Annotated in this window: 13 protein-coding genes; 5 read left to right on the top strand and 8 right to left on the bottom strand. The window is 61.4% G+C overall.

All coding sequences use genetic code 11. The features are described from left to right. Positions 1-19 precede the first annotated feature (19 nt). Both glmM and ABD937_RS12960 read left to right on the top strand, forming a co-directional pair. A complete protein-coding gene (gene glmM / locus ABD937_RS12965; protein ID WP_345256171.1) occupies positions 20-1,417 on the top strand; it encodes a phosphoglucosamine mutase in 1,398 nt (465 codons plus the stop codon). An 88-nt stretch (positions 1,418-1,505) separates the two neighbouring features. Beyond that, positions 1,506-2,684 (top strand): cysteine desulfurase family protein, encoded by a 1,179-nt coding sequence (locus tag ABD937_RS12960; protein WP_345256170.1) that lies wholly within the window; start codon positions 1,506-1,508, stop codon positions 2,682-2,684. 218 nt (positions 2,685-2,902) lie between these two features. Here ABD937_RS12960 and ABD937_RS12955 read toward each other — a convergent pair whose 3' ends face one another. After that, positions 2,903-3,124 carry a PspC domain-containing protein gene (locus tag ABD937_RS12955; RefSeq protein ID WP_345256169.1) on the bottom strand — a complete coding sequence of 74 codons (222 nt, stop codon included), beginning with the start codon at positions 3,122-3,124 and terminating at the stop codon, positions 2,903-2,905. A gap of 148 nt (positions 3,125-3,272) precedes the next feature. Here ABD937_RS12955 and ABD937_RS12950 point away from each other — a divergent pair, with 148 nt between their 5' ends. After that, positions 3,273-5,540: an aconitate hydratase gene (locus ABD937_RS12950; RefSeq protein ID WP_345256168.1), complete on the top strand. Its 2,268-nt coding sequence runs from the start codon at positions 3,273-3,275 to the stop codon at positions 5,538-5,540. A 317-nt stretch (positions 5,541-5,857) separates the two neighbouring features. On the opposite strand, the gene ABD937_RS12945 is transcribed toward ABD937_RS12950, so the two are convergent. From ABD937_RS12945 to ABD937_RS12930, 4 genes are all read right to left on the bottom strand, one after another. Then, on the bottom strand, positions 5,858-6,418 hold the full coding sequence (locus tag ABD937_RS12945; RefSeq protein ID WP_345256167.1) for a UbiX family flavin prenyltransferase: 561 nt from the start codon (positions 6,416-6,418) through the stop codon (positions 5,858-5,860). Further along, the gene (locus tag ABD937_RS12940; protein WP_345256166.1) at positions 6,415-6,855 is read right to left on the bottom strand and encodes a response regulator; all 441 of its coding nucleotides are present in this window, start codon (positions 6,853-6,855) and stop codon (positions 6,415-6,417) included. The genes ABD937_RS12945 and ABD937_RS12940 overlap by 4 nt, the downstream gene beginning before the upstream one ends. 22 nt (positions 6,856-6,877) lie before the next feature. Further along, positions 6,878-7,306 (bottom strand): response regulator, encoded by a 429-nt coding sequence (locus ABD937_RS12935; RefSeq protein WP_345256165.1) that lies wholly within the window; start codon positions 7,304-7,306, stop codon positions 6,878-6,880. A 298-nt stretch (positions 7,307-7,604) separates the two neighbouring features. Beyond that, entirely contained in the window at positions 7,605-12,266 is a 4,662-nt protein-coding gene (locus ABD937_RS12930) for a translocation/assembly module TamB domain-containing protein (protein ID WP_345256164.1), read from the bottom strand. A 328-nt stretch (positions 12,267-12,594) separates the two neighbouring features. On the opposite strand from ABD937_RS12930, the gene ABD937_RS12925 reads away from it, so the two are divergent. Further along, the gene (locus ABD937_RS12925) at positions 12,595-13,641 is read left to right on the top strand and encodes an isoaspartyl peptidase/L-asparaginase family protein (RefSeq protein WP_345256163.1); all 1,047 of its coding nucleotides are present in this window, start codon (positions 12,595-12,597) and stop codon (positions 13,639-13,641) included. A gap of 251 nt (positions 13,642-13,892) precedes the next feature. Here the strand turns inward: ABD937_RS12925 and ABD937_RS12920 are convergent, their stop codons facing one another. From ABD937_RS12920 to ggt, 3 genes are all read right to left on the bottom strand, one after another. After that, on the bottom strand, positions 13,893-14,516 hold the full coding sequence (locus ABD937_RS12920) for a porin family protein (protein WP_345256162.1): 624 nt from the start codon (positions 14,514-14,516) through the stop codon (positions 13,893-13,895). 39 nt (positions 14,517-14,555) lie between these two features. Next, a complete protein-coding gene (locus ABD937_RS12915; RefSeq protein ID WP_345256161.1) occupies positions 14,556-15,089 on the bottom strand; it encodes a DUF1572 family protein in 534 nt (177 codons plus the stop codon). A 404-nt stretch (positions 15,090-15,493) separates the two neighbouring features. Next, positions 15,494-17,200 carry a gamma-glutamyltransferase gene (ggt, locus tag ABD937_RS12910; protein WP_345256160.1) on the bottom strand — a complete coding sequence of 569 codons (1,707 nt, stop codon included), beginning with the start codon at positions 17,198-17,200 and terminating at the stop codon, positions 15,494-15,496. A 308-nt stretch (positions 17,201-17,508) separates the two neighbouring features. Between ggt and ABD937_RS12905 the strand changes: the two genes are divergently transcribed. Then, entirely contained in the window at positions 17,509-20,022 is a 2,514-nt protein-coding gene (locus tag ABD937_RS12905; protein WP_345256159.1) for a M14 metallopeptidase family protein, read from the top strand. Positions 20,023-20,107: the final 85 nt, after the last annotated feature.

The raw sequence follows: 20,107 nt of genomic DNA, 5'->3' as shown, positions 1-20,107 counted from the left end.
CTTAAAATCAGGACCTGAAGTGGCATTAATCAAGAGTATTTCCGGTATCCGGGGCACCATCGGCGGCAAGCCGGGGGAGAACCTGACACCGATCGATGTGGTAAAGTTCGCGGCGGCATACGGCTCCCTTATTATCGAGAATGCCGATAAATCGGCACCCGTCAAGATCGTCATCGGACGTGACGGACGGATCTCCGGCGAGCTCGTGAGCGGGCTTGTGGTGAGCACCCTCGTGGGCCTCGGGATCCAGGTCGTAGACCTCGGACTTTCCACTACACCTACCGTTGAATTGGCCACCAAGGCCGAAGGCGCGGCCGGCGGCATCATCATCACCGCCTCCCACAACCCCCGCGAGTGGAATGCCCTGAAGCTGCTCAACAGCGAAGGCGAATTCATTTCCGGCGAGCTCGGCGCCCAGGTGCTCGAGCGCGCCGCCAACGAATCCATGACCTTCCCCTCCGTAGAGAAGCTTGGCTCCGTTACCCGCGACGACTCCTGGATGCAGAAGCACATCGACCTCGTACTCGACTACCCGCTTACCAACAAAAAGGCGATCGAGAAGAAAGAGTGGAAGGTGGTGGTGGACTGCATCAACTCCACCGGCGCCCTCATCGTACCGCAGCTCCTCTCGGCGCTCGGCGTGAGCGAGGTCATCATCCTCAACGGCGAAGTCAACGGTAAGTTCGCCCACAACCCCGAGCCCCTGCCCGAGCACCTCACGCAATTGAGCAACGAGGTGCTGAAGCAGAACGCGCACTTCGGCATCGCGGTGGACCCCGACGTCGACCGCCTCTGCTTCGTATGCGAAGACGGCTCGATGTTCGGTGAAGAATACACCCTGGTGGCCGTGGCCGACTACATCCTGAGCAAGAATGCCGGTAACACGGTCAGCAATATGAGCTCCACCAAGGCGCTCAAGGAGATAACCCTGAAGCGCGGCGGGCAGTACTTCCCGTCGGCCGTGGGTGAGGTGAACGTGGTGCAGAAGATGAAGGACGAGCAGGCCGTGATCGGCGGCGAAGGCAACGGCGGCATCATCGTACCCGACTTCCACTACGGCCGCGACGCCCTCATCGGCATCGCCCTCTTCCTGTCGCACTTCGCGGCCCAGAAGAAAGGAGGATTGAAGTCGTTCCGCTCCAACTACCCCGACTATTTCATTTCGAAGAACAAGATCGAGCTCGAGCGCGGTCTCGACGTGGCGCAGCTGTTCGAGAAGATCAAAAAGAAATACAAGAACAACCCGATCAACACCGAAGACGGTCTCAAGATCGAGTTCGACACCGACTGGGTGCACCTGCGCACCTCCAACACGGAGCCGATCATCCGCATCTATGCCGAGAGCAACTTCGAAACGACGGCCAACAATATTGCCCGCAAGCTGATGGAAGACATCCGCGAGTGCAGCACCCAGTAGATCTAAGATCTCAGATCTGAGATCTCAGATCGTAACGATTGCTTGCTTTTCAGCCCCGCTGAAGGCGCCCCAACCCAAATTGCAACAGATGGAAGCAACCCTGGCACCCACCTCTTCAACCGTTGCTATGAACACGGACACGCGTATTTACCTCGACAACGCCGCCACTACGGCCCTCGACCCTGCGGTGCTGGAAGCAATGATGCCCTACCTGCAGTCGCACTTCGGCAACCCCTCGTCGATCTACTCGTACGGCCGCGAGACGCGCCTGGCCATCGAAACGGCCCGCAAGTCGGTAGCGAAGCAGCTCGGTACGCGCCCGGGCGCCATCTTCTTTACCTCGGGCGGCACGGAGAGCAACAACACCGCTATCGCCGCCTCTATCCGCGACCTTGGCTGCCGCCACATCATCACTTCGCCCATCGAGCACCACGCGGTGCTGCATACGGTGGAATACTGGGCGAAGCAGGGAAGCGTGGGCCACTCCTTCGTAGCCCTTAAGGCCTGCGGCGAGGTGGACCTCGAAGACCTCGAGCGCCAGCTCGCGGAGCAGCAGGCAAACGGGGTGCGTTGCCTCGTCAGCCTTATGCACGCCAACAACGAGATCGGTCTCCTGCTGCCGATCAGGCAAGTAGGAGCGATCTGCCAGAAGTTCGATGCCATCTTTCATTCCGACTGTGTGCAGACGGTGGGGCATTACCCGATCAACCTGAGCGAGGTGCACGTGCACTTTATTTCGGGTGCGGGCCACAAGTTTCACGGTCCCAAAGGCTGCGGCATCCTGTATGTGAACGAGGAGATCAAGATCCAGCCCTTCATCTTCGGCGGCGGACAGGAGCGCAACCTGCGCGCGGGCACCGAGAACGTGTACGGCATCGTGGGCTTTGCCAAGGCGCTCGAGCTCGCTATGGAGCACTACGAGCGCGACTCCGCCTATATCCAGGAGCTGCGCGGCTATATGCGCCGGCGGCTCGAGGAAACGGTGCCAGGGATCGACTTCAACTGCAATGGTGATACCCTCTACACCGTGCTGAGCGCCTGCTTCCCGAAATCGGAAAAAACGGAGTTCCTCCTTATGAACCTCGACATCCGCAACATCTGCGTCTCGGGCGGCTCGGCCTGCTCCTCTGGCGCCGACATCGGCTCCCACGTGATGCGCGCCCTCAACCGGAACGACAAGTACGTCACCCTGCGCTTCTCCTTTTCCAAATTCAACACGAAAGAAGAGATCGACCGCGTCGTGGATACGATCCGCGAATTGGTATAAAATATCGAATAGAGAACAAGGAATATCGAAATGAGGAGACCCTGCCATCGGCAGGGTCTCCTCATTTCGAAAAAGATCTCAGACCTTGGTTCGCGGATCTGTGATCGCTTTAATGCGAAGATGCAGGAGCACATTCAACCTGCGTCGTTCGCATACCGTTAGGTAAGACCGCGCCTGAAGCAAATCTGAAATCATCACATCTGATATCTGACATCGGCTTACAGGTTCCACCACGGGTTGCGGCGGGCGGCGAAGATGTAGCGCTTCATATTCATCCAGAAGGCGAGTACCATGTAGATAATGACCGGGGAGCCGAGCGTGAGGAAGGAGATGTAGATGAACCACATGCGGATGCGGGACGTAGCGATGCCCATACGATCGCCGATGGCTGTGCAGACGCCGAAGGCCTGCCACTCGATAAACTCTTTAAGGCGCTTCATATAGCGAATTTAGTTTTTTTCGTGGGCTTTCACAACGCTATTGCTCCCGTTTCGTTCGTGGCTTTTTATTAAATTTGCACCACTTTAGACAATTTCATTACCACAAACACAATGCCTGAGTTGTTGAAGGCTATAAAACAATTCGCCCATGTTATTTGACTTAGACCTCATCCGCAAGGTGTACGAAGCGCTCCCTCTTAAGGTGATGGCGGCCCGTAACCTCGTTGGACGGCCCCTGACGCTCGCCGAGAAGATCCTGTATTCCCACACGTTCACGCCGGCGACCCGCGTGCTGGAGCGCGGCAAGGACTATGTCGATTTCGCGCCCGACCGCGTAGCCATGCAGGACGCCACCGCCCAGATGGCCCTGCTCCAGTTCGATACCTGCGGCCGCTCGCGCGTAGCCGTTCCCTCCACCGTGCACTGCGACCACCTGATCCAGGCCAAGGTCGGCGCCAAAGAGGATCTCGGCGTAGCCATCGACATCAACCGCGAGGTGTACGACTTCCTTTCCTCCATCTCCAATAAGTACGGCATCGGCTTCTGGAAGCCCGGCGCCGGTATCATTCACCAGGTGGTACTCGAGAACTACGCCTTCCCGGGCGGTATGATGATCGGTACCGACTCCCACACCCCGAACGCGGGCGGCCTCGGCATGCTCGCCATCGGCGTGGGTGGTGCCGACGCCGTAGACGTCATGGCCGGCCTCGCCTGGGAGCTCAAGATGCCCAAGCTCATCGGCGTAAAGCTCACCGGCAAAATGAGCGGCTGGACCTCCGCCAAGGACGTCATCCTCTGGGTGGCCGGACAGCTCACCGTGAAAGGCGGCACCGGTGCCATCGTGGAGTACTTCGGCGACGGCGCCGACTCCCTCTCCTGCACCGGCAAGGCCACCATCTGTAACATGGGTGCCGAGATCGGCGCTACCTGCTCGGTGTTCGGCTACGACGAGAAAATGTCGGCCTACCTGAAGGCCACGGGCCGCGAAGAGGTGGCCGCCGCCGCCGACCGCGTGCGCGAGCACCTGCGCCCCGATGCCGAGGTGTACGCCAACCCCGCAAAATACTACGACCAGGTGCTCGAGCTCGACCTCTCCACGCTGGAGCCCTACGTCAACGGTCCCTTTACGCCGGACCTGGCAACGCCCATCTCCCAGATGGCCGCCGCCGTGGCTGCCAACGGCTGGCCCGACGCGGTGGAAGTAGCCCTCATCGGCTCCTGCACCAACTCCTCCTACGAAGACATCTCCCGCTCCGCCTCGATCGCTTCCCAGGCCAAGACAAAGGGCCTCAAGGTGGCATCGGAGTTCACCATCACCCCGGGCTCCGAGGTGGTGCGCTTCACCATCGAGAAAGACGGCTACCTCAAGACCTTCGACGAGATCGGCGGCATCGTGATGGCCAACGCCTGTGGTCCCTGCATCGGTCAGTGGGCCCGCCACATCGACGACCCCTCCCGTAAGAATACGATCGTTACCTCCTTCAACCGCAACTTCGCCAAGCGCAACGACGGCCTCGCCTCCACGCATGCCTTCGTGGCCTCCCCCGAGATCGTGACGGCCTACGCCATCGCCGGTCGCCTCTCCTTCAACCCCCTCACCGACAAGCTGAAGACCGAGAGCGGGCAGGAAGTGATGCTTGACGAGCCGAAAGGCTTCGAGTTGCCGCCCCGCGGCTTCGACGTCGAGGATCCCGGTTACCAGGCGCCCGCCGAGAACGGCGAGGACGTACAGGTACTCGTGGCCGGCGACAGCACCCGCCTGCAGCTCCTGGAGCCGTTCCCGGCCTGGGAAGGCTCCGACCTCAAGGGCCTGCGCCTCCTGATCCGCGTAAAAGGCAAGTGCACCACCGACCACATCTCGATGGCCGGTCCCTGGCTGAAGTACCGCGGCCACCTCGACAACATCTCCAACAACATGCTGATCGGCGCGATCAACTCGTACAACCTGCAGACCGACTCCGTGAAGAACGGGCTGACGGGTGAGTACGGCCCCGTGCCGGCCACGCAGCGCCAGTATAAGGCCGCCGGCCTCGGCTCGGTGGTGGTGGGCGACGAGAACTACGGCGAAGGCTCCTCCCGCGAGCACGCCGCCATGGAGCCCCGTCACCTCGGCGTACGCGCGATCCTCGTCAAGAGCTTCGCCCGTATCCACGAAACGAACCTGAAGAAGCAGGGCATGCTGGCCCTCACCTTCGCCAACAAGGAAGACTACGAGAAGATCCAGGAAGACGATACCATCGACATCCTCGGACTCACCGACTTCGCGCCCGGCAAGCAGCTGACGATGGTGTTCCACCACAAGGACGGCTCTTCCGACAAGATCAAGGTGAATCACACCTACAACCGCCAGCAGATCGAGTGGTTCAAGGCCGGCTCGGCGCTGAACCTGATCCGCAAGCAGTTCGCTAATGCCTAAGGCAAAATTCAAAAGTGAAAATTCAAAAAGGGAGGCTGCAGTTGCAGCCCCCCCTTTTTCGTTGCGGTCCTTGCGCGGTACGCGCCGCGTAGTGGCGCTACGTCATTGCGAGGCAGCAGGCGCCGAAGGCAGCCTGCAACGAAGCAATCTCCGGCGTTACGCGGAGTCATCCATCAGGCTGCGATCACAGGAACATTCCGTAGGCTGTGGAGATTGTCCCGAAGCTTCGGGACGGTGCGCTCGCAATGACCGTACCTACACCCAGCTTTGTCGGATCAAGATTCTTGGCTTCTGACTTGTTACTTTTGCATGTTGACTTACTCAGACCCCCAGCGGAAAGACTCATTCTCGAGCCCCGCGAGGTCGATGACCCGGTCGATGACGGTGCCGGCGGCCTCTTCAAGTGTCTGGGGACGCGAGTAAAACGAAGGCGTGGCCGGGCAAATGATTCCGCCGGCGAGCGTCACGGTTTCCATGTTTTTAATGTGCACGAGGTTATAAGGCGTTTCGCGCACCAGCAAAATGAGCTTCTTCCGTTCCTTCAGCATCACGTCGGCGCCCCGTGTAGTGAGGTCGTTGGAGATGCCACCGGCGATGCGGCCCAGCGTGCCCATGGAGCAGGGGGCGACGATCAGCGCGTCGTAGCGGGCCGAGCCCGAGGCGAAGGGCGCAAGGAAGTCGCTCTTCTCGAAATAGCGAAACGGGAAGTCGTTGTAGCACTCGTCGCCGAGCTCGGTGCGCCACACGTAGCGGGCGTTGTCGCTCATGACCACCGAGACCTCCGCGCACTGTGCCTGGAGCTGCTGCAGCTTCTGCAGCAGCAGGCGCGCGTAGAGGGCGCCGCTGGCCCCGGTGATGGCTACCGCGATCTTCTTCATGGGCGAATGGCGGATGTTTGCGGCTGCCCGGCCGGCAGTCCCGGCACCTGGAGCCAGTAGGAGAAAAAGCCGGCGAGGCTGGCGCGGATGCCGTCGATGGAAGTGGGCTTTATGATATAGCTGCAGGCGCCTTTCCGGTAACAGAGGCGGATAAAATCGGTGTCGCTGCTTTCGCCGCCGATCACCACGGGGATGTGCCGCCACGCGTCGCGTCGCTTGATGGCCTCCAATAGCTCGAGGCCGGTGTCCGGCTGCACGTTGAAATCCATCATCACCAGCAGCGGTTCGTGTTGCTCCAGCGACTCCAGCAAGGCCGTGCCGCTCGATACAAAGCGGATCGGCACCGGCACCGGGCTTTCCTCCAGTACCGATTGAATGAGTTGGCGGTCGTCGTGATCGTCTTCGAGGATGAGGATGTGGGATCCCGGGTTTGCCATATGCAAAAATTTGAAAAGTGCGTCAGACCAGTTTTTCGGAGCGGTGGGCCGGTGTTTCCGCCACTCTCAGCCAATAGGTGAAAAAGGCGCTGATGGCGCGGCGCGTGCCTTCGTAGCTGTTGGGCTTCACCACGTAGCTCGCGGCGCCCTTGTTGTAGCAGAGGCGCACAAAGTCGGGGTCGTCGGTATCGCCCAGCACCACCACCGGCACCGCGCGGCCTTCCGGGCGCACCTTGATGGCCTGCAGCACGTCAAGCCCGGTGTCGGGCTTCACGTTGTAATCGAGGAGCACCACCACCGGCTCGGCCGCCTGCAACTGCTCCAGGAGCTCATCACGCGAGCGCACGAAGTGCACCCGCATGGAGATACCCAATTCGTCGAGGGTGGCTTTGGTAAGCTGGCGGTCGTCCTCGTCGTCTTCCAGCATCAGGATATAGCTATTCGTGGCCATCGATTCGGTTTCGGTAAAAATAACGCAGTGCGCCGGAACTCCGGGTTTCGGGTTTAACAACGCGGAGCGCCGGTAGGTTCGCAAGCGCGCGACTTCCCGGAATCGAAGCCTTCGCAGATTGTCGTGAGGCGTCAGAGGTAAGCCGTGCCCTGCGCGCCGAAGCTTCAGCGAAGGTGCGCCGTAAAGTACCCGACATTCCGGAACTACTTCTGATAACGGGCGCATGTACGTTATGCCAGGAGGAAGGGACAGACCCAGCCTGGACGCGCGCTCCTCACGCCTGACGCCTCACGATTTCTTACGGTCCCGGGTAGCGTTGCCGCAACGTGGAGTCGTCGGCTTCCTGATTGGGGCGGGTGCTGTCGGCCACCGGCTCTTTCTTCTTTCTGCGGAACAGGTCGCCGAAGCTGTCGAATTCCTTTCGGTAGGAGAGCTTGGCGCCGGCGCGCTGGTTGCGGATCGTGTTGGTATTGGCGCCGCTGACGAGCAGGTCGGGCGACTGCGTGTAGAAGAACGTGGCGCGGATCGATCCTGTTTTGTTGATCAGCACGTCTACGCTGACGTCGGGGTAGACGTTGATCCGCTGGTTGATGTCGTTGTTGCCGGGAATGGGCACATCGAAAGTGCCACCGAAGGTGATCTGCACCCGCTCGCCTGCGGGAGCCGTGAGGCCCACGTTGATGGTGCCGGTGTTGATGCCGAAGCCGCGGTTATTCTGCGTGAGCAGGTTGCGGTTGTAGAGCGAGCCGGAGAAGTTTAGCGTCAGCTTGTTGTTGCTCAGCACCTTGCCCAGCACCTGGTTGAGCAGGCGGTTCACCTCGCCGAAGAAGAGGCCCGAGATCGTGCTGTAGGCAAACTCGTTAAAGGCGCCGCCGGAGTTGCTCTGGTCGCCCTGGTAGGGAGCGAACGAGTTGAACACGATGAGGTAGGTCACCTGCTTGTTGATCTCGTTGGGGTTGCGCTCGATCTGCTGCAGGCCGTAGGTAAACGACGGGTTCGTATTCACGGGGCTGTTCTCCGGGAACTCGAGGTGGAACGCGAAGTTGGGCCGGAAGAGCTCGCCGGTGAGCGTCGCCGCTACGTTCACGTCGCCGCGGAGGCGCTCCAGGCGTGTGTCGTTTAGGGCAAGGCTCGTCACCAGCGGGGCAAAGCGCACGTTCTCCGCCTTGTAGATGGCCTCGAAGCGGATCTGCGCGGCATAGGGATCGCCGTTCCACTGGATGTAGTTGTTGGCGCCCTTACGCAGTTCAAACGGTTTCTTGAAGAACGACTGGAAGGTAAAGAGGTATTTCCCTTCTTCGATGTTGTAGCGCCCCCGCAGGCTGAGCGGCTTGTTGGTGCCCGATTCGAGGGTGAGGTCGCCGGTGCCGCGGCCGCTGATGGCGTCGCCCGTAAGGTCGTCGAGGATCACTTCGACGTTCACGAGCGGGTTGGCCGTCAGGTTCACGGTGTAGTTGACGTTGGTGGCGGCATTGGCAAAGGTGGCCGGCGTCATCTCCGTACCGTATTTGCGCTCCACCATGAAATCGGCCGCAGCGCCCGACTCCCGCGTCTTCGACGGCGGCAGTGTGATATAGGAGGAGTCGCGGTTGGAGGGACGGGCGTCGATCTCCATATTCATGTTGGCCTGCGGCCCGGTAAGGCGGAAGGAGCCGGTGCCGCGGGCGCGGCCGTAGAAGGTCTGGTTGTCGTTGTAGGTCGTGTTCAGTAGTTCTACGGGCTCGCCGTCGGTGCGCACCAGCAGGTCGAACACCATGTCCTTAAAGCCCTCGTGGGCGATGGAGCCGCGGAGGGTGGCCGGCTTGCCATAGCGGTCGCGGAGGCGGAGCGTACCGAAGTCGATGCGGTCTTCCCTCAGCTCGATCTCCGTGTCGTCGATCGTATAGAATACCTGCGTGAAGTTGACCTTGAGCCCGGCGTTGATCAGGCGCGCCTTGCCAACGAAGCGGCGGGCTGCCCCTTCGCCCACGATGTTGAGCCGCCCGGTCACATTGCCACGCAGGTCCGTGAAGAGCGAGCCGACGAAGTTTTGGAGGTAGGTGACCGGGTAATTCACAGGCTCGATGCTGATGCGGTCGGTGTGCAGGTTGGCGCTGTCGTCGAGGTCCATGTCGAGGTCGAAGGCCAGGCGGTGCTCGGGGTCGCGGTTGTTGCCGGAGCCGGTGAGGCGACCGGTCTTTTTATTGTAGGTCACCTGCGCGGCGAGCTGCCCGATCGAGTCATTGTCGACCCGCAGCTGGTCGGTCTCTACCTGCCCGCGCACGAGGAAGCGGTTGGCCGGATCCTCAATGGTGATGCTGCCGTTGAGCAGCCCTTCGATCCGGTTGCTCGGTACGAAGAAGGGCGTGATGTCTCCGAGGTTCAGGTTCTTCAGTGCAACGTGCAGGTCGTTGAGGTTGTTGCCGTCTTCGGAAGGCACGGTGCTGAGGCGGATTTCCTGGTTCGACTCCTTCAGCACCACGTTGCCCTGCGTTACCGTATTTCTGCGGAAGTCGAGCGTTCCTCCCTGCTCGATGGTCCAGGTCTTCCCGTTGAGGAGGAAGCTGGAGGGGTTGAAGAGCAGGCTGAGTCCGTCGGAGAAGGTATGCACCTGCGCCGAGAGCGAAGCCTGGTTTACGGCGAGATTCGAAGAGGTGGTAATGCTGACGTCCGACACGTCGTTACGCGCCTGGATGTTGAATTTCGTTTGCGGCAGGCTAACCGAATCGCCGATCGCCGCATGGGCGACGTCGCCGTCCACGATGAGCCGCGAGAAGTTGCCGTCGCCCTTCAGGCTGATGCCGCTGAACCGGTATTGGTCGTAGCCGAAGCCCGGCACCTGTGCGTCGAGCACAAGGCTGTTGGCGCCTACGTCGAGCGAGCCCTTGATGTGCGCCCCGTTGCCGCCGCTGATCCGACGGTCAAACAGCTTCAGGTAGTCTTCAATGGCCCCGGTGGTGATGTCGAACGTGAACGCCTGCCGCGGCAGCGCACGCAGGCGGGGAGGCTTGATGTAAGCGGGGTAGTAGCGGTTGAGGAACAGCTGGAACGCGTCGGGGAGCGTAGCGAGGTCGAACTGTCCTTGCAGCTTCGCATACAGCTCGTTGGAGCGGGCCTGCAGCGTGCGCACGCCGTTGTAAAAGGTCGACGACACGTACAGCGAGTCGAAGGAGAGGCGGCGGCCGTCGTGCATCAGCGTGGCATCGGAGATGCTGGCCTGGCCAAGGAAGTCGGAGAGCGAGGCGCCCGAGAGGTTGAGGTCGAAGCGGCCGCGGAGCGACAGTTCTTCTTTCGAGAAGCCGAGTGCCCGCAGGTTCAGCGTATCGATGCCGGCCTTGGCGTCGAAGGTGGGGCGCTTGCCGCCATAGGTAATGAGGCCGTTGAGGCGGAGGCGGGCATTGGGATCGTTGATGGCAAAGTCGCCGTTGAAGCTGCTCCCCGTGAGATGGCCTTTGGCCGTTATGTTCTGGTAGGTATACGTACCCAGCTGAAAGCGGCGGACGGTGCCGTTCACGTCCATGGCGAGCTGGCTCTGCGTAAAGCCGCGACCTTTGAGCTGCCCGTTGAAATCGACGATGCCCAGGTCGCTGTTGTTGAAGAAGCGGCCCAGGTTGAAGCTTGCCGTCGAAATATTGCCCGAATACACCGGCACGCCGCCGTCGGGCAGCTTCATGTTGAGGTCGGTGCGGAGCGAGCCGAGCGACGTATGCAGAGTGCCGTAGGTGACGAAGTCGTTGAAGAAGCCGGTGTAGGTGCCGCTAAAGCGGATGGTGCCGAGCGCGCGCAGGTTGGGGGTCGTCACTTTCCGCAGGGCCGGTACAAATACCACCGCCTCGTTGTAGTTGGTGACCAGGTCGTCGGCCTCCACGTTCAGAAACACGGTGGTTGGGTCGGTCAATCCCTGCACGGTGAAGTTGCCGTTGAGCGCCGTCTGCCCGGTGCGGAGCTTCACATCGCGCCCCTCGAGGGCATCCACCGTGCCTTTCACTACACCGTCGATGTGGAAGAGGCGGTCCCAGGTGGCGAGGTCGGGGGCGAAGATGGCGATGTCGTCGGAAGCGATGAGGGCATCCTCGAAATGGCCTTCCATCCGCACCTTGTTTTCGAAGTCGCCGAGGTCGTCCCAGCTTTTGAAGCGCATCGCGAAGTGGTTGCGCAACGTGCTTCGGTTCGTTTTGATCGACAGCTTGCCGAACTCCATCAGCTCGGGGTGGAAGCGCAGGTGCGTGCGGAGCTGCTTTACGTCGAGGCCGCCGCGCTCGCGGGTCACGAGGTCGGTTTGGGCGGAGAGGGTGTCGTTCAGAAAGCGCAGCTCGCGCAGGTTGCCGGTGATGCCCAGGAAGTCGATGTGGCGGCCGTCGAAGTGGGGGAGGGTGCTGCCGAGAACGCCGTCCTTATCGCTGCGGAAGCGCCCGTTCTTTAGCTCTAACTGGCTTATATGCAGGTAAAGACGACCCGGGTTCCAGCGCAGGGTGGCTGTGTCGGGCTTTATGGAACGCGCGGCCGCGGCGGCTTTCGAGGCGGCCGAGCGGCGGCCGGTATAGCTGAACTCGTGGTACACCGGCCCGTCGAGCCAGAGCCGCTGAATGTCGAAGATGTTCTTGCTGAGGCTCAGCTCACGGGCGTCCATATCGAGGCCGCCCACCTTGATATAGGCGTCCGCGCCCTGCCAGGCGTCGCGCTGGGTGAACGACACGTTTTCGAGCACCACTTTTTTCAGGTTGAGCTCGATGCCCGATTCTTTTTTCTGGCCGGTGGAGGGGGAGGAGAAGTAGTCGACGAGGTACTGGTAATTCCAGACCGAATCGGTGCGCTGCAACTTCACGGTGGCGTTCCGCAGCCCGATGTATTCGAGGTCCACTTTGTCTTTGAGGAAGAACCAATCGGTAAGCCGCACCTGCAGCACACCTGCCGAGAGCAGGGTGTCTTTCTTCTGGTCTTCGATAAGCACGCCCTCCAGGTTCATGTGGTTGAACAGCACGACCCGCACCTTGTTGATGCGGATGCTGGTACGGAGGTCGCGGGAGAGCTTGGCGGTGACGCGGTCGACGAGCCAGTTCTGGCCCCATTCCGTCTGAACGAAGGCCAGCGTCAGGCACAGCAGGATAAGCAGGGAGAGGATAACCGCACCTAGTATTTTAGCCGCTCTTTTCAGTCGAGGTTCCTTTTAGTAGGTTGTAAAAATAGCCCTTTGTCATCCGTAAGACCTTTAGAAATGGAGTAGTGGTAAACAAAAGAATGTGAAATATCCCCGGATGGTTGCTTGCTTTGTGTTTATTTTCGGAGCCATCCCTGCAAAAAATCGACCAATGAAGTTTGTCCTTACCCTTACCTTCTTCCTGTGCACCCTGGCAGCGGGGGCGCAGCAAAAATCGAAGCGTCCCGAGTTCATGCTCGTCATCCACGGCGGCGCCGGCACCATCCTTAAAAAGAACATGACCCCGGAGGCGGAGCAGGCCTACCAGGAAGGGCTGCGGGCGGCCCTGCAGGCGGGTTATGCGGTACTGAGCCGCGGCGGCTCCGCCCTCGACGCCGTGGAGGCCACCGTGCGGGTACTGGAAGACAACCCGCTGTTCAACGCGGGCAAGGGAGCGGTGTTCACCAACGAGGGGCGCAATGAGCTCGACGCAGCCATCATGGACGGGCAGACGCTGAAGGCCGGCTCCGTGGCTTCGGTCACGACGGTGCGCAACCCGATCTCGGCCGCCCGTGCGGTGATGGACAAGTCGGAGCATGTCATGATGATCGGCAAGGGCGCAGAGCAGTTCGCGCAGCAGCAGGGCCTCGCTATCGTGGATCCGGCGTATTTCTACACCGAGGCGCGCTGGAACGGCCTGCAGCAGGCGAAGGCGCTCGACTCGGCCAGTGCCGTACGCGATACTACCCGGGCAACGCCGAAGCAGGAGGCCTTCCTGCGCCAGCCCGGCAACCGCGATCATAAATACGGAACGGTGGGTGCGGTGGCCCTGGATAAGGCCGGCAACCTCGCGGCGGCCACCTCCACCGGCGGCATGACCAACAAGAAGTTCGGCCGGGTGGGCGATGCCCCCATCATTGGCGCGGGCACCTATGCATCGAATGCTACCTGCGCGATTTCCTGTACCGGCTGGGGGGAGTACTTTATCCGCCTTTCGGTGGCCAAAAGCGTCAGCGACCTGATGGAATACAAGGGCTGGTCTGTTGGCAAGGCGGCCGCTGAGCTGATCATGAAGAAAGTACCCGCCCTCGGCGGCGACGGCGGCCTCATCGCCCTCGACAAGAACGGCAACTTCAGCATGGTCTTCAATACCGAAGGCATGTACCGCGGGTATATCACGCCCGATGGTAAGATGACGGTGAAGATCTATAAGGAATGACGAATTTCGAACACGGAATATCGAATGTTGATGGACTCCACTAGCCCACGGCTTCAGCCGTGGGTTTTCGATATGCACCAGCCCATGGCTTTAGCCATGGGAACAAGGAACAAGGAACAAGGAACAAGGAACAAGGAACAAGGAACAAGGAACAGGGAACAAGGAACAGGGAAGGGTGCTGCCAACCGGGAACGGACGCCTGACCACCATGCGCTCCCGGATCTGAGATCTGAGATCTGAGATCCGAGATCCTACCGGTGGGTGAGCCATTTACCTATGGAGACGCCGAAGATGCGGTGCTTGATGATCGGGCCGTAGTCGTTGTTGTTGAGGCTGCCGGCGCCATGCGAGTAGTGGGCACCGAACACCAGTCCTTTTTTGGTTTCGTAGCCAAGGCGTACGAGCAGCGCCGCGGTGATGCGCCCGTAGTCGTTGTTGGAAAAGCGCATCTGCCGGTCTACGGTGCGGCCGGTGTTGAGCCGGACGCGCTCGCGGCCGTAGAAGTTGAAATCGACCGTGGGACCGAATTGTACGAAGGGCCGACCGGTTCCCTTTCCCATATAGATCAGGAAGAGTGGTGCGAGTTCGATCGAATGCAACGAAACGTCGTTGGCCACGGCGTCGATGCCGGGAAGCGAGGAGGTATCGGTAAGCGCCACCTTGTAGCCTTTGCCGCTATAGTAGAGCGACGGGGTAAACACGAGCCTGTTTTCGAAAGGGATCAGCAACATAACGCCTGCATGCGCGCCGGGCTTGCCTTCGGTAGACTGCTTCTTGTCGCGCAGCAGGTAATGGGCGCTGGTATACTGCGCGCCCGCAAAGACGCCGTATTGCGTTTTCTGGGCGGCGGCGGCGCCGGAGAGGAGTCCGGCCATCAACAATAGGGTAATTCTCTGGTGCATGTAGTGGAGCACTTATTGCGGCAGCCCGCTTTTGAGTGTTTCGGTAAATTGCCGCGATTGGCCCCGGGCTATGGAAAGGGAATTCCAGTTGTTCCCGCGGAGCCATTTGCCCAGCGTCACGATCTGTCCTACGTGGTAGCTGTAGTGCGCGAGCTGCCGGTTGATGGCGTCCACCACGGTCAGCGGCTGGGCACGGATGTGGATGCGGCGAACCAGGTCTTCGGCCCGAAGGGCATCGAGCGCTGCAAAGAGCACCGACCAGCCTTCTTCCCAGAGCGCAAGCACCTCGTCGGCCGTAAGCGCGCGCGGCTCGAACTCGGCATCGCGTTGCCGCCATTCTTTCTCTCCGTCTTCGGTCAGGAAATTTGTCCAGCGGCTCAGCATGTTGCCGTGCAGGTGCTGCACGATGAGCGCGATGCTGTTGGAAGCCTCGTTGGGCTGCCAGAGCAGCTGTTCGGCCGTAAGCTGCTGCATCGTCCGCCCGCCGAGGGATTTCTCTTCGGCGAAGCGGGTGCGCACGCTTTCGAGGTAGAGCGCTTCGATCATAGGTGTCGCTTTGCCGTACAAGATAGGCAAAATGGGGGATACCCTTAGTGCGGAGCTGGTTGCGAAGTGCAACCCGCTAAAGGCGGGGTTTACAAATGCATTTCACACGGCGGCACAAAGACAAGGCGTCCTTACATAACCCGCCGCAAGCGGCTGGCAGTCATTTTAGAGGGTCGAGGGTTTCTCGCGGAGGCGCGAAGGCGCCAAGACGCAGTGATTGGTAAATATTCGTCGTGCAGCTGTAGCCTGTTCCGCATACGGCGGGGTGAAATAGTCCTGCCGCGGGCAGTATTCTTCTCTTTGCGTGCACTGCGTCTTGGCGTCTCCGCGAGAAACCCGCGTGCTGCTTTAGGAAATGCGAGCCGCTTGCGGCGGTCACATAAAAAACCCCCAAATACAACTACTCAATACCCCGCCGCTGCATCATCGCCCCGGCTATCGCCCACCGCTTCGAGGCGTCCGTCGGGCAGCACGCGGATCAGCTCGGTACGCCCGATCGCGCTGCGCTCCTCCAGCTTATACCCCATGGCTTCGAGCCGCTGCCGTACTTCGGCCGGGAAGCCCGCCTCCACGTACAGCACGTCGGGGAGCCACTGGTGGTGGAACTTGGGCCGGTTCACCGCGGCATCGCCGTCGAGCCCGAAGTCGACGAGGTTGACCACTGTCTGAAACACCGATGTCGGGATCGTGGTGCCGCCGGGCGTGCCCACCACGAACACCGGTTTGCCATCGCGGAGCAGGATGGTTGGCGTCATGGAGGAGAGCATGCGCTTGCCCGGCGCGATGGCGTTGGCCGCGCCCCCCACCGCACCGTATAAATTCGGGGCGCCGGGTTTCGCGCTGAAATCGTCCATCTCGTCGTTGAGGAAGAAGCCGGCGCCGCCGATGACGGTCTTGCTGCCGTAGCTGTTGTTAAGCGTTGTGGTCACCGACACGGCGTTGCCGGATTTATCGAGTACGCTCAGGTGCGTCGTTTGCTCGCTTTCCTTCGGAAGGACGCCCGGGCGCACGTTCACACTGTTGCCGGCTTTTCCCGGCACAAAGTCCTGCATGCGGCGCGCGAGGTAGGCGGCGTCCACGAGTCCTTTCTGCGGCACCAGGTAATGATCGGCATCTCCCATATGCTCGGCGCGGTCGGCATAGGCGCGGCGCTCTGCCTCGGTCATCAGCTGCACGCTTTCGGGGCTGTTGTGGCCGTAGGTGGAGAGCGGCCAGGCTTCCACCATGCCCAGCATCTGCTGTAGTAACGTACCCCCGCTGCTCGGCATCGGCATCGACAGCACCTCGTATCCCCGGTAGTTGAAGCGTTGCGGCGTCCGCCATTTGGCGCGGTAGTCCGCCAGGTCCTTCTCGGTGATAAGGCCACCGCCCCGCTTCATTTCGGCGGCAACGAGGCGCGCCGTTTCGCCGGTATAAAAGCCGGCGGCGCCGCCGTCGCGGATGCGCCGCAGCGTGGCCGCGAGCTCGGCTTGCACCAGGGTGTCACCCGCTTGCCAGGCGCGGGTGCGCAGGAAGGCGCTGGGCGCCGTATTGAATTTGCGGAGGTCTTCCTGGATGCCGTTCAGGCCGTCGGCTTCCGCGGCGGTGATGGCGAAGCCCCGCTCGGCCAGCGCGATCGCCGGCTCGATCAGCTTCCGGAACGGAAGGCGCCCATGACGGTGGCTCTCGAAAAGCCCGGCAACCGTGCCCGGAACACCGCCCGACAGGTGACCGTCGCGGCTCTTGCCCGGCACCACTTCGCCCTGCGCATCGAGGTACATGTCACGATGGGCTCCTGCCGGCGCCGTTTCGCGGTAGTCAAGCGCCAGGGCCTGTCCGTTGGCCAGCTGGGCCACGAGGAAGCCGCCGCCGCCGAGATTTCCCGCACGGGGGTAAACCACGGCAAGGGCCAGCTGGGTGGCGATGGCGGCATCGATCGCGTTGCCGCCGTCCTGCAGCACCGCCAACCCCACGGCGGAAGCCAGCGGATGTGCCGACACAACCGCGCCATTGGCGGCGATCACCTTCTTTTCGATCCGGTAGCTGTACGGATCGGCGACGAGTGGCTTCGCCGGACGGCAGGCAGCGAGCAAAAGCAGGAAGAGGAAGGGGAGGACACCGGTACGGCGCATGCACAACAACTTTAGGGGCGGAAGGTACGGCTGCCCCTCCCAAAAAAGGAAGCTTCTCAGCCGTTCGATTTATAGGAATAAAAGTTTATATTTGGATTGTCCCGTTTTTTGATCCATTTCAAACCGGAATGTTGTCAGTTGCGCGTTTAGCCTAAACCGCCGGCCTGACGACAACCTGGCCCCCACTGCCCTCCGGTGGGGGTTTTTTTATGCCGGCAGTGGCATGCAGGCGACATCTTTTCCACAGCTTCCCACCGCGGGCTACAGCTACCGGTAGTTCAGTAACTTGCCGGCTAAATTTCCCGTTCATGCACATTCGCTTCCGCCTTCTCCTGCTGGTGCTGGGTTTTGCCGGCACGGCAGCCGCACAGGTGCCCAGCCCGGAACAGTTCCTCGGCTACCGTGTCGGTACCCGCTATACGCCCCACCACCGCATCGTGGCCTATTTTCAGCAGGTGGCCGCAGCACTGCCGTCGATGGTGAAGCTGGAGCCTTACGGGCAGACCAACGAAGGCCGCCCGCTGATGGTCGCCTATGTGTCGGCGCCGGAGAACATCGCGCGCCTCGAAGCCATCCGCGCCAACAACCTCGGCCTGGCGCAGCAGGGATCGGGCAGCGCGGCGAACGCGCCCGTGATCGTATGGCTTTCCTATAACGTACACGGCAACGAGCCCTCCTCCTCCGAGGCGGCCCTGCTGACCCTGCAAGCGCTCACGGACCGTAATAATACAAGCGCGCAGCAGTGGCTGAAGAACACCGTAGTGGTGATCGACCCTTGCCTCAACCCCGATGGCCGCGACCGCTATGTGAACTGGTTCAACTCCGTGGTGGGCAAGGACGCCAACGCCACGCTTGCCGCCCGCGAGCACAGCGAGCCCTGGCCCGGCGGGCGCGTCAACCACTATTACTTCGACCTGAACCGCGACTGGGCCTGGCAAACGCAGGCAGAGTCGCAGGCCCGCGTGTCGCTCTACCAGCGCTGGCTGCCGCAGATCCATGTCGACTTTCACGAGCAGGGCATCAACAACCCCTATTATTTCGCGCCGGCCGCACAACCCTACCACGAGGTGATCACGCCCTTCCAGCGCTCCTTCCAGGAAACGATCGGAAAGAACCACGCACGCTACTTCGATGCACGCGGCTGGCTCTACTTCACCCGCGAGGTATTCGACCTGTTTTACCCCTCTTACGGTGATACCTACCCGCTGTACAACGGCTCCATCGGTATGACCTACGAGCAGGCCGGCGGACCCCAGGGCGGCCTCGCCGCGGCTACGAGCAGCGGCGACACGCTGACACTCGCCGACCGCGCCCTGCACCACCACACCACCGGCATGAGCACCATCGAAGTGGCGGCGCAGAACGCTTCCCGCATCATGACCGAGTACGGCAATTATTACCGCACGGCCGTCACGTCGGGCCACGGCGCCTACAAAAGCTACGTGGTACGCGGCTATCCCGGCGACGCCGGGCGGCTGGAAGCGCTCAAGACACTGCTCGACAAGAACGGCATCCGCTACGGCTTCGCCCGCGGCGGCTCCGGCCGGGGGTATAATTACGATAGCCGCCGCGAGGAGACCTTCACCCTGTCTGCCAACGACCTGGTCGTGTCGTCGCTGCAGCCCAAAAGCGCGCTGGTGCGCGTACTCTTCGAGCCCGACCCGAAGCTGGTGGACTCGGCTACCTACGATATCACCGCCTGGTCGCTCCCGTATGTCTACGGCCTGCGCGCCTATGCCAGCCGCGACCGGATCGACGCAACTGAGTCCGCTCCAGCCCGCCGCACCGCTTCGCCGGCCGCGGCTGCCGATCCTTACGGTTATGTGATCCGCTGGGACGGAATGTCATCGGTACGCCTTGCCGGACAGCTGATGCGCGCCGGCGTGCGGATCCGCTTCAGCGAGCGCACCTTCGAGCTGGGTGGCGAGCGCTTCGAGCGTGGCTCGCTCATCGTGCTGCGCAACGGAAACGCTGGCCGCTCCGACCTTTGGAACACGGTGCGCCGCCTCGCCGACTCGGCCCGTGTGGCGCTGGTGCCCGTAACCACAGGACTCGTGGAGAGCGGGGGCGACTTCGGCTCCACTTCGGTGCGCCCGCTTACCGCGCCAAAAGTGGCCCTCATCAGCGGCGAAGGCACCTCGGCCAACGCGGTGGGCGAGGTGTGGCACTACTTCGAGGAGCAGCTGCAGTACCCGGTTACCCTGGTCAACAGCACGGCTTTCGGCAACGTCGACTGGAGCCAGTTCAACGTCATCATCATGCCCAACGGCAACTACCGTTTTCTCAACGACAAGACACAGGCCGAGGCGCTGCGCAGCTGGGTCAGCAAGGGCGGTCGCCTCATCGCCCTGGAAAATGCCGTGGCAGGACTTGCCGGTCTTGACTGGGGCCTCCGGCTGAAGAAGACCGAAGACGGGGGCGACGGCAAGCCCAACGCGTCGCTGCTGCGCCGCTACGAGAACCGCGAGCGCGACGAACTGCCCCATGTAACACCGGGTTCCATCTACCGCATCGAGCTCGATAACAGCCACCCGCTGGCCTTTGGCTACCCGGGTTACTACTATACGCTGAAGCAGGACGACCGTAACTACGAATTCCTTCGCGAGGGCGGCTGGAACGTGGGTGTGCTCCGCAAGGAGCGTCCGCTCGCCGGCTTCGTAGGCGCCCGCCTGCAGGAGCGCCTCCAGGACGCACTCGTATTCGGCGTGCAGGACATCGGCAGGGGCAACGTGGTGTACTTCACCGACGATGTGCTCTTCCGCAACTTCTGGGAAAACGGCAAGCTGCTGTTTGCAAACGCAGTGTTCCTGGTAGGACAATAAGAACGGCAAGCGGCAATCGGCAATCGGGAATCGGCAATTCCCGATTGCGCGGTGCCCGTTTGAATACCATTTCCATTCCCGATTC

It is taken from the genome of Flaviaestuariibacter amylovorans, from assembly GCF_039541815.1.
Lineage (GTDB): Bacteria > Bacteroidota > Bacteroidia > Chitinophagales > Chitinophagaceae > Flavisolibacter > Flavisolibacter amylovorans.
Note: the sequence above shows the minus strand (reverse complement) of the source record. Positions and strands in the feature narration are given on the sequence as shown.

What these genes read in the sequence shown, in the direction of transcription:
- ABD937_RS12960 (WP_345256170.1), top strand. Translation starts at nt 1,506, where the DNA reads ATGGAAGCAACCCTGGCACCCACCTCTTCAACCGTTGCTATGAACACG.
- ABD937_RS12955 (WP_345256169.1), bottom strand. Translation starts at nt 3,124, where the DNA reads ATGAAGCGCCTTAAAGAGTTTATCGAGTGGCAGGCCTTCGGCGTCTGC.
- ABD937_RS12950 (WP_345256168.1), top strand. Translation starts at nt 3,273, where the DNA reads ATGTTATTTGACTTAGACCTCATCCGCAAGGTGTACGAAGCGCTCCCT.
- ABD937_RS12945 (WP_345256167.1), bottom strand. Translation starts at nt 6,418, where the DNA reads ATGAAGAAGATCGCGGTAGCCATCACCGGGGCCAGCGGCGCCCTCTAC.
- ABD937_RS12940 (WP_345256166.1), bottom strand. Translation starts at nt 6,855, where the DNA reads ATGGCAAACCCGGGATCCCACATCCTCATCCTCGAAGACGATCACGAC.
- ABD937_RS12935 (WP_345256165.1), bottom strand. Translation starts at nt 7,306, where the DNA reads ATGGCCACGAATAGCTATATCCTGATGCTGGAAGACGACGAGGACGAC.
- ABD937_RS12925 (WP_345256163.1), top strand. Translation starts at nt 12,595, where the DNA reads ATGAAGTTTGTCCTTACCCTTACCTTCTTCCTGTGCACCCTGGCAGCG.
- ABD937_RS12920 (WP_345256162.1), bottom strand. Translation starts at nt 14,516, where the DNA reads ATGGCCGGACTCCTCTCCGGCGCCGCCGCCGCCCAGAAAACGCAATAC.
- ABD937_RS12915 (WP_345256161.1), bottom strand. Translation starts at nt 15,089, where the DNA reads ATGATCGAAGCGCTCTACCTCGAAAGCGTGCGCACCCGCTTCGCCGAA.
- ggt (WP_345256160.1), bottom strand. Translation starts at nt 17,200, where the DNA reads ATGCGCCGTACCGGTGTCCTCCCCTTCCTCTTCCTGCTTTTGCTCGCT.
- ABD937_RS12905 (WP_345256159.1), top strand. Translation starts at nt 17,509, where the DNA reads ATGCACATTCGCTTCCGCCTTCTCCTGCTGGTGCTGGGTTTTGCCGGC.